13 protein-coding genes and 1 pseudogene are annotated in these 13,441 nt (G+C 72.5%); 9 read left to right on the plus strand and 5 right to left on the minus strand.

Going from position 1 to position 13,441, the window contains the following annotated elements; translation table 11 throughout:
- The 4 genes from ACLEQD_RS22595 to ACLEQD_RS22610 form a co-directional block, all read left to right on the plus strand.
- Nucleotides 1–1,520: YiiX/YebB-like N1pC/P60 family cysteine hydrolase (locus tag ACLEQD_RS22595; RefSeq protein ID WP_410386640.1), on the plus strand; the 1,520-nt coding region annotated here is incomplete at its 5' end.
- A gap of 17 nt (nucleotides 1,521–1,537) precedes the next feature.
- On the plus strand, nucleotides 1,538–1,813 hold the full coding sequence (locus tag ACLEQD_RS22600; RefSeq protein WP_410386642.1) for a hypothetical protein: 276 nt from the start codon (nucleotides 1,538–1,540) through the stop codon (nucleotides 1,811–1,813).
- Nucleotides 1,814–1,898: 85 nt separating this feature from the next.
- Nucleotides 1,899–2,723, plus strand: a complete 825-nt coding sequence (locus tag ACLEQD_RS22605) for a SirB1 family protein (RefSeq protein ID WP_410386658.1) — start codon at nucleotides 1,899–1,901, stop codon at nucleotides 2,721–2,723.
- A gap of 14 nt (nucleotides 2,724–2,737) precedes the next feature.
- Nucleotides 2,738–3,328 carry an NUDIX hydrolase gene (locus ACLEQD_RS22610; RefSeq protein WP_410386644.1) on the plus strand — a complete coding sequence of 197 codons (591 nt, stop codon included), beginning with the start codon at nucleotides 2,738–2,740 and terminating at the stop codon, nucleotides 3,326–3,328.
- A 3-nt stretch (nucleotides 3,329–3,331) separates the two neighbouring features.
- On the opposite strand, the gene moaC is transcribed toward ACLEQD_RS22610, so the two are convergent.
- The 3 genes from moaC to trxB are packed head-to-tail and all read right to left on the minus strand — an operon-like array spanning nucleotide 3,332 to nucleotide 6,033.
- Nucleotides 3,332–3,841, minus strand: coding sequence for a cyclic pyranopterin monophosphate synthase MoaC (gene moaC, locus ACLEQD_RS22615; RefSeq protein ID WP_410386646.1), 510 nt, complete (start codon nucleotides 3,839–3,841; stop codon nucleotides 3,332–3,334).
- Complete coding sequence (locus ACLEQD_RS22620; RefSeq protein WP_410386648.1) at nucleotides 3,838–5,025, minus strand: trans-sulfuration enzyme family protein; 1,188 nt, start codon at nucleotides 5,023–5,025, stop codon at nucleotides 3,838–3,840. The genes moaC and ACLEQD_RS22620 overlap by 4 nt, the downstream gene beginning before the upstream one ends.
- Before the next feature lie 42 nt (nucleotides 5,026–5,067).
- Nucleotides 5,068–6,033, minus strand: a complete 966-nt coding sequence (trxB, locus tag ACLEQD_RS22625) for a thioredoxin-disulfide reductase (RefSeq protein ID WP_410386649.1) — start codon at nucleotides 6,031–6,033, stop codon at nucleotides 5,068–5,070.
- A gap of 81 nt (nucleotides 6,034–6,114) precedes the next feature.
- Here trxB and ACLEQD_RS22630 point away from each other — a divergent pair, with 81 nt between their 5' ends.
- The 5 genes and pseudogenes from ACLEQD_RS22630 to ACLEQD_RS22650 all read left to right on the plus strand — a co-directional run bounded on the left by ACLEQD_RS22630 (nucleotide 6,115) and on the right by ACLEQD_RS22650 (nucleotide 9,873).
- Nucleotides 6,115–6,573: a Crp/Fnr family transcriptional regulator gene (locus ACLEQD_RS22630; RefSeq protein WP_410386651.1), complete on the plus strand. Its 459-nt coding sequence runs from the start codon at nucleotides 6,115–6,117 to the stop codon at nucleotides 6,571–6,573.
- A 174-nt stretch (nucleotides 6,574–6,747) separates the two neighbouring features.
- Nucleotides 6,748–7,143: a hypothetical protein gene (locus ACLEQD_RS22635; RefSeq protein ID WP_410386653.1), complete on the plus strand. Its 396-nt coding sequence runs from the start codon at nucleotides 6,748–6,750 to the stop codon at nucleotides 7,141–7,143.
- On the plus strand, nucleotides 7,107–7,508 hold the full coding sequence (locus tag ACLEQD_RS22640) for a JAB domain-containing protein (protein ID WP_410386655.1): 402 nt from the start codon (nucleotides 7,107–7,109) through the stop codon (nucleotides 7,506–7,508). Before ACLEQD_RS22635 ends, ACLEQD_RS22640 begins: the two co-directional genes overlap by 37 nt.
- Complete coding sequence (locus ACLEQD_RS22645) at nucleotides 7,508–7,768, plus strand: DUF3006 domain-containing protein (RefSeq protein WP_410386660.1); 261 nt, start codon at nucleotides 7,508–7,510, stop codon at nucleotides 7,766–7,768. Before ACLEQD_RS22640 ends, ACLEQD_RS22645 begins: the two co-directional genes overlap by 1 nt.
- A gap of 51 nt (nucleotides 7,769–7,819) precedes the next feature.
- A pseudogene (locus ACLEQD_RS22650) lies at nucleotides 7,820–9,873 on the plus strand (RecQ family ATP-dependent DNA helicase).
- Here ACLEQD_RS22650 and ACLEQD_RS22655 read toward each other — a convergent pair.
- Nucleotides 9,870–10,214 carry a hypothetical protein gene (locus ACLEQD_RS22655; protein ID WP_410386662.1) on the minus strand — a complete coding sequence of 115 codons (345 nt, stop codon included), beginning with the start codon at nucleotides 10,212–10,214 and terminating at the stop codon, nucleotides 9,870–9,872. The pseudogene ACLEQD_RS22650 and the gene ACLEQD_RS22655 sit on opposite strands and share 4 nt — an antisense overlap.
- 52 nt (nucleotides 10,215–10,266) lie before the next feature.
- Nucleotides 10,267–12,906 carry a tetratricopeptide repeat protein gene (locus ACLEQD_RS22660; RefSeq protein ID WP_410386657.1) on the minus strand — a complete coding sequence of 880 codons (2,640 nt, stop codon included), beginning with the start codon at nucleotides 12,904–12,906 and terminating at the stop codon, nucleotides 10,267–10,269.
- Between the last annotated feature and the right edge of the window lie 535 nt (nucleotides 12,907–13,441).

The following is a 13,441-nucleotide window of genomic DNA, read 5'->3' on the forward strand; positions in this document are numbered from 1 at the left end:
CCGCCCTCCAGGCCCCGCGCGACGTCTACGCGCTGGACGACGCGGCCTTCGTCGCCCAGGCCCGCCGCGACCTGGAGCTGCTGCGCCAGGGCACCAATGGGCTGCGCCGCCTGCGGCAGGAGGCGTTCCGCGCCAGGGCGCTGTACCGGCGCGACAAGGACGTGCCGTACACCCCGGACGAGAAGCAGCTGCTGGTGTCCACCTGGGCCGCCTTCTTCGACTGCTTCGTCTCCACGGAGGTGGTGCGCCAGCGCTACTGGGACTTCCTCAAGGTGCCCGCCCTCACCCAGCCGAAGAAGCACGCCTGGGGCTTCCTCCTCACCCACGCGGCGCTCGCGGCGGAGCTGGCGCAGGGCATGGCCTTCGCGGACCTCGCCGGGGGACAGGCGCAGCTGGAGGTGCTGCTGGACGAGCCCGGCCCCGCGTACGGCCTGCCCGCGCGGGCCTTCAGCCGCTTCAAGGAGAAGGTCGTCCACGTGGGCACCAGCACGCAGCTCTTCACGGGCGACGGCTACCGCGCGACGCTGCACCCGGTGCTGGCGAAGTCCGGCCTGCTGGGCGAGCCCGGCGTCCCCGCGCTCTTCCAGGCCATGCGGGAGGACAGCAGGGCGGCCCGGACGCGGCTGCTGAAGCGCGGCCCGGTGCTCTTCGCCAGGGCCGCCGCGGACCTCACCCAGGACACGACGGCGCGGGCGGTGTTCCCGCTGCAGAAGACGGTGGCCGAGTGGATGGGCGACACGCGCGTGCACCGCTCGGGCCGGCCGCTCATCTCCCGGGAGCAGACGCTGGCGCTCCTGCCGCGCATGGCCCCAGGCGACGTGATGGTGGCGCGGCAGAACTGGTTCCTGTCCAACATCGGCCTGCCGGGCTTCTGGCCGCACGCGGAGCTGTACCTGGGCACCGCGCGGGAACTGGCCCTGGCGTTCGACGCGGACCCGGAGGTGAAGGCCTGGGTGGCCACGCTGCCCGGCCACCCGGAGACGTTCACCGGCCACCTGGCGAAGGCGTTCCCCGCGAAGTGGGCCGAGTACACCGGCAAGGACGCGCACGGAGACCCCGTGCGCATCATCGAATCCATCAGCGAGGGCGTGAGCTTCACCGGCGTGGAGCACGGCATGCACGTGGACTACCTGGGCGTGCTGCGGCCCCGGGTGTCCCAGGTGGACAAGGCCCGCGCCATCCTGCGCGCCTTCACCTTCCAGGGCCGGCCGTACGACTTCAACTTCGACTTCTTCTCGGACCAGTCGCTGGTGTGCACGGAGCTGGTGTGGAAGTCCTACGCCCCGTCAAAGGACATGAAGGGCCTGGACATCCCCCTGGTGAGCGTGGCGGGGCGCAGGACGCTGCCGGCGAACGAGCTCGTGCGCGTGTTCGACGCTGAATACGGCCAGCCCGGCCGGCAGTTCGACTTCGTCGCCTTCCTGGACGGGCGGGAGGCCACGGGGGACGCCGTCGAAGCGAACGCCGAGGCCTTCCGTTACACCTACCGACGCATGAAGTGGGACATCGCCCAAGAGTGAGGTTAGAGGCACACACCATGACGGAAGAGACGGCGAACGAGTTCCTGGCCCTGGCCTCTCCCCTCTACGAGCGGATGATTGCCCAGCAGCAGGCGAAGGTGCTGCGGCTGGCGCGCGAGGCGGTGCCCAACATCGGGCCGGAGGAGCTGCGCAACCCGCACGACTTCCCCGAGCTCAAGGAGCACCCCTCCTTCGAGTTCGAGGACGGCATCCTGGCCGGGCTGATTTCCGCGCACATGGCCATCCGGGCGGAAATCAAGGGCCGCCTGCCCGCGGCACCGCCGGGCGCCTGACGCTCGGCCGCCTGCCTTTGCCGTGAGGAGCTTCCGTGGGTTACAGGTGCGCACCGTGAGTTTTCCCTCTGGATTCGGCCCGCCCCTGGCGCGCGAGCGGCTGGTGTCTTCCCTGGCCGCGGACCCGCCCCGGCTGGACCTGGCGGCCCTGGCCATCGCCACGCTGGGCCGTGAGGACCTGGACGCCCCGGCGTGTCTGCACACGCTGGACGCGCTGGCCGCGAGGGTGCAGCTGGAGGCGGAGCGGCTGCGAGAGAAGGGCGAGGCCCTGGCCCCGCTGCGCGCCCTGCGCCACGTGCTGGCGGACATCGAGGGCTTCCGGGGCAACGAGGACGACTACCACTCGCCGGACAACAGCTTCCTGGACCGGGTGCTGGAGCGGAAGGTGGGGCTGCCGATAACGCTTTCCGTGCTCTACCTGGAGGTCGCGCGCCGCGCGGGCATCCCGCTGTACGGCGTCCCCTTCCCCGGCCACTTCCTGGTGGCGTGCGACGCGGGCGACCACAAGCTGGTGATGGACCCCTTCCACCACGGCGACATCCTCACGGAGCACGGCTGCGAGGAATTGCTCAAGCGCGTGGCGCCGCAGCTCAAGTTCGACCGGGCGATGCTCGCGCCCGCGCCGGTGGAGCTCATCGCGTACCGCATGCTGTCCAACCTGCGCCGCGTGTACCTGGGGCGCGACGACAGCCAGCACGGGCTGGCGGTGGTGGACCTGCTGTTGCTACTGGCCCCGGACCACCCGGGCGAACTGCGCACGCGCGCGTCGCTGCTCACCACGATGGGCGCCTTCCGCGCGGCGCTGAAGGACGTGGAGCGCTGCCTGGAGCTGTCGCCGGACGCGCCGGACCGCGAGCGCCTGGAGCTGTCCGCGCGGGAGCTGCGCGAGCGGGCCGAGCTGCTCAACTGAAAGGGAACCCCCGCATGGCGTCCGCGCCTGAATCGCCCAAGTCGAAGGTGAAGCCCTGGCCGCGCCTGCGCCGCGGCCTGGTGCACGACTTCACGGTGGTGCAGGTGCGCGAGGACGTGGTGGCCGACCCCCGCACGAACCTGGAGCACGGGCGCGTGCGGCTGGAGTGCGCGGACTGGGTGAACGTCATCGCGGTGACGAAGCAGGACGAGCTGGTGATGGTGCGCCAGTTCCGCTTCGGCATCGACGCGCCGACGCTGGAGGTGCCGGGCGGCGTCATCGACCCGGGAGAGGATCCGGCCACGGCCGCCGCGCGCGAGCTGGAGGAGGAGACGGGCTACCGCGCCGGACGGCTGGAGCCGCTGGGCGAGGTGCACCCCAACCCGGCCTTCCAGTCCAACCGCTGCTTCAGCTACCTGGCGCTCGACTGCGAGCGCGTGAGCGACGGGAACCCGGACGACGGCGAGGACATCGCCGTGGAGCTGTACCCGAGAGCGGACCTGCCCCGGCTCATCCTGGAAGGCCACATCACGCACTCGCTGGTGGTGGTGGCCTTCTTCCTGGAGCGGCTGCGCGCGGAAGCGAAGCGCCAGGCCGCGCCCTGAGCCTCACCGCGCGGCGCGGGGCCGGGACGTCTTGCGGCGGGACTTCGGCGCGGCGGCGGGCCTGGGCGACGCGGCCTTTTCCTCGCGCTCCCACGTGCCGGAGCGGCCGCCGGACTTGTGGTCCAGCTGCACCGCTTCGATGACCATGCCCCGGTCCACGCTCTTGCACATGTCATAGACGGTGAGCGCCGCCGCGCACGCGGCCGTGAGCGCCTCCATCTCCACGCCCGTGCGGTCCACCGTCTTCACCCGCGCGCGGATCTCCAGCCCTTCGCCCACGGGCGCGAGCGTCACGTCCACGCCCGCGAGCGCGATGGGGTGGCACAGGGGCACGAAGTCCGGGGTGCGCTTGGCGGCCATGATGCCGGCGAGCCGCGCCGCCGCGAGCACGTCCCCCTTCTCCACCTTCCCCGCCAGGATGCGCTCGCGCGTCGCGGGCAGCATCCTGAGGCGCGCGGTGGCCACCGCCACGCGCTCCGTCTTCGGCTTGTCGCCGACGTCCACCATCTTCACCGGCCGGCCCCCTTCGCCACCGCGGCGAGCAGGTCGTCCGCCACGTCGTCCGGATCCTCCAGCCCCACGGACACGCGGATGAGGCTGTCGCGGATGCCCGCCTGCGCGCGCTCCTGGGGCGTCATCCGGCGGGCGCTGGCGCTGGCCGCGTGCATCACCAGCGTGCCCACGTCTCCCAGCGAAGGCCCGGGCTTGGCCACCCGCAGCGCCTCCAGGAACCGGTCGCCTTCCTTCTGCCCCGCGCCCTTGATTTCAAACGCCACCATGGGCCCGAAGCCGCCCTCCAGCACCCGCGCCGCCACCGCGTGGTCCGGGTGGGAAGAAAGACCCGGGTAGATGACCCGCTCCAGCAGCGGCGAGTCCGACAGCCGCTTCGCCACGTGGGCGGCGTGCTCGTTGTGGGCCTTCATGCGGACGGGCAGCGTGCGCAGGCCGCGCAGCGTGAGCCACGCCTCGAAGGGGCCCAGCACGTCGCCGGACAGGATGCGCGCCGACCGCAGCGGGTCGATGCGCGCCCTGGAACCGCTGACCGTGCCGCCCAGCGCGTCGCTGTGGCCGTTGAGCCACTTGCTGGTGGACTGCACCGCGTAGTCCGCGCCCAGCTCCAGCGCGCGCTGGCCGAAGGGGGACGGAAAGGTCGCGTCCACCGCGAACACCGCCCCCGCGTCCCGGCACGCCTCCGCGAGCGCGCGGAGGTCCGGCACGCGCAGCAGCGGATTGGAGATGCTCTCCGCCAGCACCAGGCGCGGGCGCCACTCCCGGATGCGCGCGGGCGCGTCCGCGTCCGTCTGGTCGAGCGGCCGCAGCTCCACGCCCCAGCGGGCGCACAGGTTCTTGTAGAGCGCCCGGGTGACGCCGTAGCCGTCCGAGGGCATCACCAGCACGTCCCCGGCCTTCCACGGCTGCGCGTCGAACAGCGAGCGCAGCGCGGCCATGCCGCTGGCGTAGGCGACGCAGGCCTCCGCGCCCTCCAGCGCCGCCACCGCCTCCTCCAGCAGCGCGGAGTTGGGCGCGCTGATGCGGGCGTAGGCGTAGTCCTTTCCGTCCAGCGCGTCGGACAGGTCGTCGCTGCTGTCGAACCAGTTCACCGCCGCCGGGAAGATGGGCGGGATGACGGGCACGGCCTTGCTCCCGGTGAGCCGGGAGCCCGCGTGCACCGCCACCGTCTTCTGCTTCGTGCTCATGCGCGTGTCGTCTCGCTCAGGACGGAAAGGAAAAGGAGGGGCCTACTCGCCGTGCTCGATGAGCCAGCGCTCCGCGTCGATGGCGGCCATGCAGCCGGTGCCCGCCGCGGTGATGGCCTGGCGGTAGTAGCTGTCCTGCACGTCGCCGCAGGCGAACACGCCCTCGATGTTGGTGCGCGTGCTGCCCGGAATCGTCTTCAGGTAGCCGCCCTGGTGCGTCTCCAGGATGCCCTGGAACAGCTCCGTGTTCGGCGTGTGGCCGATGGCGACGAACAGGCCGTGCGCGTTCACGAGCTGGCTGTCCCCCGTCTTGAGGTTGCGCACCACGGCGCCCGTCATCCCCTTCGCGTCGCCCACCACCTCCTCCACGGCGGAGTTCCACATGAAGGAGATCTTCGGGTTGTTGAGCGCGCGCTCCTGCATCACCTTGGACGCGCGCAGCGAGTCGCGGCGGTGGATGAGCGTGACGTGGTTGACGATCTTCGCCAGGTACGTGGCCTCTTCCATGGCCGTGTCGCCGCCGCCCACCACCAGCACGTCCTGCTTCTTGTAGAAGGCGCCGTCGCAGGTGGCGCACGCGGACACGCCGCGGTTCTTGTAGGTGTCCTCGCCCTTGACGCCCAGCCACTTGGCCGTGGCGCCCGTGGAGATGATGACCGTCTCCGAGCGCACCTGGATGCCGCTCTCGCTCTCCAGCAGGAAGGGCCGCTGGGAGAAGTCCACCTTGGTGATGTTCTCCATGTGGATGACGGTGTTGAAGCGCTCCGCCTGCTTCTGGAAGCGCTCCATCAGCTCCGGACCGGTGATGCCCTCCGGGAAGCCGGGGTAGTTCTCCACGTCGGTGGTGACCATGAGCTGGCCGCCCGGGACGCGCTGGGGGTGCTCCAGGGTGGGGCCGCCAGCGAACACCACGGGCTCCAGGTTGGCGCGCGCCGCGTAGATGGCGGCGGTGTAGCCCGCCGGGCCCGAGCCGATGATGGTGACCTTCTGGATCTTGTCCTGCGACACGGCGCCTCCTGCGCTCATACGTTGACGGGGCCGGACGGTAACAGACGCCGCCGTCCTGGCCATGATACGAACCTGGACCCCATGGATGCCGCTGTCCTCAAGAAGGTTGCGCTCTTCGAGGGATTGACCCAGGGCCAGCTCGCCAAGGTCGCCCGGATTGCCCGGTCCCGGACCCACCCCGCCGGGGATTTCATCTTCCGCGAGGGCGACACCGGCCAGGACATGTTCATCCTCGCCGACGGCAAGGTGCGCATTTCCAAATCCGTGCCGGGCATCGGGGAGGAGGCGCTCGCCATCCTCGAACCCGGCCAGTATTTCGGAGAGATGGCGGTCATCGAGGATTCGCCCCGCTCCGCGGACGCCATCGCCCACACCTCGTGCACGGTGTGGGTCATCGAGCGCGCGAAGCTGGACCAGCTGATGTTCACGGACAAGGACTTGGCCTACGTCCTCCTATGGACGTTCGTCCGCACGCTGAGCGAGCGGCTTCGAGAGACGAACGAGAAGATCAAGGGCTTCTTCGCCATCTCCCGCTTCTAGCCGCCCGCCGCGCTTCTTGGCTCCTCGCACGTCAGGAGTGCGGGTGGAGCATCGCTGTCCGTCCCGCCACCGGGCCGCTTCACGCGTGGCTGGACGGGCGCGCCAGCGGTGTCCGGGAGTGGACCCCGAAGGCACGTGCCTTGCTCAGGCCCACGCCGCGTGGAGGGAGGCGGGATGGAACAGGGCGGAGAGGCGTGGGCGGAGCCGGGCGAAGGGGAAGCCACGAATGGCAGGTCGGTGAGGGCGCGCGGCTCGGCGTTGGGGGATGCGCGAGAGCGCCTCTTCCGGCTGGGCGCGGAGGCCCTCACCGACCTGGAGCTCCTGGGGCTCCTGTGGACGGAGGGGTTGGGGGACGCGGCGGACGGCGTGGCGAGGGGCGGGCTCAAGGCGCTGGTGCAGGAGGATCCGCGCGTGCTGTGCGCACGGAGGGGCGTGGGGCCGGCGCGCACGTCGCGGCTGCTGGCGGCGCTGGAGCTGGGCCGCGCGCGCAGCGCTCCGCGGAGAAGCGGCCCCGGCTGCGCACGCCGAAGGAGGTGCACGCGTACCTGGCGCCCACGCTGGGCGCGCTGAGGCGCGAGGTGTTCCACGTGCTGTGCTTCAACCCGCGCAACGTGCTGGTGCACGACGCCCGGGTGGCGGAAGGAACGCTGAGCGCGTGCCCGGTGGATCCGCGCGAGGTGTTCGCCGCGGTGCTCGCCTCGCGGGCCACGGCCATCGTGTTCGCGCACAACCACCCTTCGGGGGACCCGGAGCCCAGCGTCCAGGACGTGGGGCTCACGGAGCACCTGGCGCGGGCGGCGGGGCTGCTGGGCGTGAAGCTCCTGGACCACGTCGTCGTGGGGGACAGCGCGTTCGTGTCGATGCTGGAGCGGGGCATCCTGCCGGACAGCGAGCGGGAGGGGCGGCGCAAGTGCGTCACGGGCGGGGGCTGGTGATGGGGGCGGGCGTGCTGCTGGCGCTGGGGACCAGCCCCGTGCGGGTGGAGGTGCTGGAGGAAACGCGGGCCCAGGTGGTGCGGACCGACGGAGGGCAGGCGTGCACGGTGGAGCGCTGGCGGCTGCCGCCGGGCGCGCGCGAGGGGGACGTCGTCGTGGACGGCCGCCTGGACCTGGAGCGGACGGAGGCGCTGCGCCAGGAGGTGGCGCGGAAACGGGCCGCGCTGGCGGTTCCCCTTCCTCCGGGGCTCGAGCTGTGAGGTGGGGGCACCGGTGCCACGGAGGGGATTGGCGTTGACGGCCGATCCAGGATGGTGAACATGCGCGCGATGACGGAGTCCCTGCCCTTCCTCGAAGATGCCCAGCGGGGACTGGTGCGGCACTTCGGCCTGTCGGAGTTCCGCCCCGGCCAGGCGCCCGTCATCAGCTCCGTCCTCAGCGGCCGCAACACCGTGGTGGTGATGCCCACGGGCGCGGGCAAGAGCCTGTGCTACCAGCTCCCGGCGCTGCTCCTGCCGGGCATCACGCTGGTGGTGTCGCCGCTCATCGCGCTGATGAAGGACCAGGTGGAGCAGCTCACCGCGAAGGGCATCCCGGCCACGTACATCAACTCGTCCCTGTCGGACGTGGAGCGGGCGGACCGCCTGCGCAAGCTGCGCGCCCGCGAGTACAAGCTGCTCTACGTGGCGCCGGAGCGCTTCCGCAGCGGAAGCTTCCTGGAGCTGGTGTCCGGGCTGGGCGTGGAGCTGCTCGCCGTGGACGAGGCGCACTGCATCTCCCAGTGGGGCCACGACTTCCGGCCGGACTACGCGCTGCTGGGCCAGGTGCGAAAGCGGCTGCGCCCCCCGCGCACGGTGGCCCTCACCGCCACGGCGACGCCGGAGGTGCGCGAGGACATCGTCCGCGTGCTGTTGATGAAGGACCCGGCGGTGTTCGCCCAGGGGTTCGACCGGCCCAACCTCTTCCTGGACGTGGTGAACGTCAGCGGGGACGAGGAGCGCCGGGACGCGTGCGCGAGCCTGGCGGCCAAGGGCGGCAGCGGCATCATCTACTGCTCCACGCGCAAGGCGGCGGAAGGGATGCACTCCGCGCTCGTCACGCGCAAGCTGAACGCGGTGCTGTACCACGCGGGCATGGAGGACGACGCCCGCCGCCGCGCGCAGGAGGCCTTCATGTCCTCGAAGGAGGCGGTGGCGGTGGCCACCAACGCCTTCGGCATGGGCATCGACAAGCCGGACATCCGCTTCGTCGCGCACGCCAACATCCCCCGGGCGGTGGAGGCATACTACCAGGAGATTGGCCGCGCGGGCCGCGACGGCAACCCCGCCACGGCGGTGCTCCTGTTCAACCACGCGGACGTGTACACGCAGGAGCGCCTCATCGAGAGCAGCCACCCGTCCGAGGCCGTGCTGTCGGACGTCTGGGCGCAGCTCCAGGCCGTGGAGGAGTTCGACCGGGGCGTGCACGCGCTCGCGGGCATGGTGGGCGCCAGCGAGTTCGAGGTCTCCGCCGCCCTCAAGATTTTCGAGCGCGAGGGCAAGCTGGAGCGTGGCGGCCGGGGTGAGGGCGAGTACGGCATCACGTTGACGGACAAGGCAGCCAGCGCGCATCCGCACGCGGCGGAGTCGCAGCGGCTGCTCCGCTCGCTCTTGGAGACCTTCCCCGTGGGGCGGCAGGCCACCACGGAGCTGCCCATCCTCGCGCGGCGCACCGGGCTGACGGAGGACGACGTGCGGCACGCGCTGGGCCTCCTGGAGAAGTCGGGCGTGGTGCGGGTGCGCAAGCCGTTCGCGGGGCGCTCCATCCGCGCGCTGGAGCGCGTGCCGTTCCGCGAGCTGACGGTGGACCTCTCCCGGGTGCGCGAGCAGGAGCGGCTCAACCGGCTGATGCTCAAGCGGATGGCGGACTACGCGTACACGCCGACGTGCCGGCGCGCGTTCATCCTGCGCTACTTCGGGCAGGCGGACGCGGCGGCGGTGTGCGGCAAGTGCGACCGGTGCGCGGGCAGCATGATGCCCAAGCCCTCCGGCTCCGCCTCGCGCTCCGCGCCGCCGCGTCCGGGGCGCCGGTGAGGGTGTACAGCGAGCTTGCGTCCACGGAGCTGCGCCGCTGGCGCAAGGACCTGGCCAGGGACCTGGGCATCGCGCCCTTCATCATCTTCAACGACGCGACGCTGCTGGGGCTGGCCGCCGCGCTGCCGGTGGACCGCGAGTCCTTCCTCGCGGTGAAGGGCACCGGGGAGAGCCGCTGGGAGCGCTTCGGCCCCAAGGTGGTGGACATCTGCCTGATGGCGCGCGCGGCGGGCCACGAGCCGCAGGCGGCGCCCGTGGCCCCCCGCATCCGCAAGGCGAAGTCGCGCCGCTAGCCGTTGCCGGGAGGAGGGCCGTTCCCACCGCGGCTGGCGCGCAGGAGCGCCCACCGCAGCACGGCCATGATGGCGCCCACCACCAGGGCGAGCAGGAAGATGACCGCCACGGTGACGATGCCGAAGACGACGCGCACGCCCAGGTCGGAGATGCGGCCGGTGAAGTACGCGCCGCGCAGCGGCTCCATCGCGTGCACCAGCTCCAGCGCCCGCGCCGGCAGCGAGTCGAGCGCCATGGAGAGCCGCTCGAAGAAGGGCGCGTGGTACCGCCGCCGGATGGACTCCACGACGATGCCCGTCAGCAGGTAGAGCACCGACAGCAGGAAGGCGTTGCCCCACATGACCTTCAGCAGGGGGGAGGACGGGGGCCGCTGCTCGCTCACGTCCACCACGCTAGCGCGATGCCCGGCGCTTGAGGAGCGGAAGGGCCTTCTTCACCCGGTTTGCCTCCGGCGCCCCCCCGGCCAGCTTCAGGAAGGCCTCGTAGGCCTCCACCGCCCGGGGCAGCTCCGAGGACTCGCGCACCAGCACGTCCGCCAGCGCCAGGTGCGCCAGGCCGTCCGTGGGCTCCAGCTCCACGGCCTTGGCCAGCGCCTCGCGCGCGGGGGCCTCCTGCCGCTGCTTGAAGGCCACCAGCCCCAGGGCCAGGTACGCGCGCCCGTTGTACGGAGCCAGCTTCACGGCCTCGTCCGCCGCCGCGCGGGCCTCCTTCACGGCCCCGGCGCCCAGCAGCACGCGCGCCAGCGTCACCTGGGCGAAGGCCTTGTCCCAGACGGTGGGCGCCTTGTCGGCCAGGTCCTTCAGCGTGCGCGCCGCGCCGCGTCCGCCGCCCGGCAGCTGCGTGTACAGCTCGCCCACGCGGCCGCACGTCGCGTCCGGCCTTCGCGCCGCGCGCCGCGAAGCGGCGTCCGCGCTCTCCACCTGCCCCTGGCGCAGGAACGCCTGGGCGATTTCGCAGAAGGTGTCCGGGTCCTTGGAGTCCAGCCTGTTGGCGCGCTCCAGCGCCGCGAAGCCGCCCCTCGCGTCGCCGTTGGCGAACAGGAGCGCCGCACGCAGCCGCTGCCCTTCCGCGTCCTCCGGCGCCAGCTTCACCGCGCGGCCGGACGCCCCTTCCGCCTCCTTGAGGCGGCCGGACTGGTACAGCGCCAGCGCGAAGCCCTTCTGCGCGGCCGCGTTGCCCGGGTTGTCCAGCTGCCACGCCTCGAACTGCTTCAGCGCCTCCGGAGTCCGGCCCAGCGCCAGCAGCGTGCGGCCCAGGGCGTCGCGCGCCTCGCCGTGCGCGCCGTTGCGCTCCACCGCCTGCGTCAGCGGCTTGAGCGCCATGTCCGGCAGGCCGCGCGACAGCAGCAGCCGCCCCAGCGAGCACGCGCCCTCGTAGTCGCGCGGGTCCTTCAGCGCCTCGTCGAACTGCGCCTGCGCCTTGTCGAGCGCGCGCTCACGCCAGTACACCTGTCCCAGCGCCACGCGCAGGTCCGTGCGGGGCTTCTTGGCCAGCGCCTTCTCCAGCACGTCGCGCGCCTGGGCGCCGTTGCCCTCGTTCGCGTCCGCCAGCGCGAGCCACGCGACGGCCTCCGGCGGATAGCGGTCGTTCACGCGCGTCTTGCCCAGCTCCACGCGGGCGCGCTTCCAGTCGCCCAGCCGCGCGTAGGCGGCACCGCGAACCAGCGACACCTTGCGGCCGCCGTCCGCCTCCAGCCGCTGCAGCGCTTCCTTCTCGCGGTCGCGGTCCAGCAGCGTGCGCCCCAGGCCCTCCTTCGCGGCCTCGCTCTTGGGCTGCAGCTTCAGCGCGGCCTCGTAGGCCTGCTGCGCGGCCTCCAGCTTGCCCGCCGCGCGGCCCGCGGCCCCGAGCGCCAGCTGGAAGTCCATGGCCAGCGGCCCCTGCGTGCCCTTGGAGAGCATGACTCGCGCCTCCTCGTACCTGCCCAGCGCGGACAGCAGCTCGCCGTGCACCAGGTGCTGACGGGGCTGGAGCGCGGGGGGCAGCTTCGGGTCCTGCGCGAGCGGCGCCACGTCCGCCAGCGCCGCGTCCAGGTCCTGCTCCAGCGCGAGCCGGCTCTCGGCCATCCCGATGCGGGCGGCCGGGTGCTCCTTGGAGACCTCGCGCGCGCGCTTGAACATCTCCAGCGCCTGCGGGAAGTCCTCGGAGGCGAGGTAGTAGTCGCCCAGCGCCACCAGCGCGCGCACGTTGCCCGGCGACGCCTTGAGCGCGCGGTCGAAGCGGTCCAGGGCCTTCTTCTCGTCCTTGGCGGCGATGAGCAGGCTGCCCGCGAGCGCGTGCACCTCCGTCACGTCGTCCTGCGAGGCGAGCAGCGCGCGGTGCGCGGGCTCGCGGCCCCGGTCATCGGCGACCAGTGCGTTGGTGGCGAGCACCAGGCCGTTGAAGCCCTCCTTCACGCCCGGCTTCTCCAGCGCCTCCAGCGCGAGCCGGCGGTCGTCGGCGTTGGCGCCGTGGTCCAGGTAGCGCAGCGCGTGCGCGTAGCCCGCGAGCGCCCACGCGGCCGGGCTCGCTTCGTCCATGTCGCGCGCGCGGTCCAGCTGCCGGAGCGCCTCATCCAGTGACGCCCCCGTGTCCTGCGCGATGGCGCGCTTCGCGAGCTCCAGCGTCTCCGACAGCGTCTGGCCGCCCTGGCGGGAGCGGTAGAGGATGAAGAAGCCGGCGCTCGCGCCCAGGAAGATGAGGGCCACGAAGAGGGCCACGGTCTTCGCGCCATAGCGCTCGATGAAGGACTGCTTCGCCCGCTCCTTGGCGATCTTCTCGTGCATCTCGCGCTCGTACTTCGCCGCGAGCGCCTCCGTGTCCTTGGCGTTCGCCGCCGCCTTGTTGCGCGCCGCGGCCGCCGCCAGCTCCGTCGCATCCGGGATGTCGTCCAGCAGCGAGCGCTTGCCGCCCGGACCCGACGCCACCGGAGCCGGCGTCACCGGCACCGCCGCGCGAGCCCGCGCCACCTCCGGAGGAGGAAGGTCTCCGAGCAGCCCCCCGCCCTGCGAAGCGGGTTCGTCCGCCGGAGGGGCGTCCGGCAGGTCCGCCAGCATCCCGGACTTGCGCCCACGGCCGGAGTCGGCACCCTCGCCCGTGCTGGCACCCGGATCCGAAGGCGCACCGTCCGTCGCGTCGCGGCCCTGCTCCGGAGAACCCTCCGGGCCCGCGACCCAAGCGTCACCGCGTCCCGAACCGGGCTCCTGGCCTGCGTCCGAATCGCCCTCACCCGCCGCGCGCCCCCGTCCCGAACCGGGCTCCTGCCCCGGATCCGACGGACCACCACTGGCCACACGGCCAAGCTCCGCGCCGGAGCCATTGCCCGGATCCGAAGGGTCGCCACTGGCCCCACGACCGCGCTCCGCTCCGGAGCCACTGCCCGGATCCGAAGGGTCGCCACTGGCCCCGCGACCGCGCCCTGCTCCGGAGCCACTGCCCGGATCCGTTCCGACGCCCGAAGCCGCCCGCCCAGAATCAGGCTCCTGCCCCGGATCCGACACGCCACCGCGCTGCTCACCCGCCGCGGACGGACCCCCCGGCCTCCACGGAGCCCTCGCCCCGCGCGTCCTCCGGCACCGGCGTCCCCGAGGG

The organism is Corallococcus sp. 4LFB (assembly GCF_046520365.1).
Lineage (GTDB): Bacteria > Myxococcota > Myxococcia > Myxococcales > Myxococcaceae > Corallococcus > Corallococcus caeni.

Bases quoted from the DNA above. Each gene is read 5' to 3' on its own strand.
- ACLEQD_RS22600 (WP_410386642.1), top strand. From the start codon at position 1,538: ATGACGGAAGAGACGGCGAACGAGTTCCTGGCCCTGGCCTCTCCCCTC.
- ACLEQD_RS22610 (WP_410386644.1), top strand. From the start codon at position 2,738: ATGGCGTCCGCGCCTGAATCGCCCAAGTCGAAGGTGAAGCCCTGGCCG.
- ACLEQD_RS22620 (WP_410386648.1), bottom strand. From the start codon at position 5,025: ATGAGCACGAAGCAGAAGACGGTGGCGGTGCACGCGGGCTCCCGGCTC.
- ACLEQD_RS22630 (WP_410386651.1), top strand. From the start codon at position 6,115: ATGGATGCCGCTGTCCTCAAGAAGGTTGCGCTCTTCGAGGGATTGACC.
- ACLEQD_RS22635 (WP_410386653.1), top strand. From the start codon at position 6,748: ATGGAACAGGGCGGAGAGGCGTGGGCGGAGCCGGGCGAAGGGGAAGCC.
- ACLEQD_RS22645 (WP_410386660.1), top strand. From the start codon at position 7,508: ATGGGGGCGGGCGTGCTGCTGGCGCTGGGGACCAGCCCCGTGCGGGTG.
- ACLEQD_RS22655 (WP_410386662.1), bottom strand. From the start codon at position 10,214: ATGTGGGGCAACGCCTTCCTGCTGTCGGTGCTCTACCTGCTGACGGGC.
- ACLEQD_RS22660 (WP_410386657.1), bottom strand. From the start codon at position 12,906: ATGCTGGCGGACCTGCCGGACGCCCCTCCGGCGGACGAACCCGCTTCG.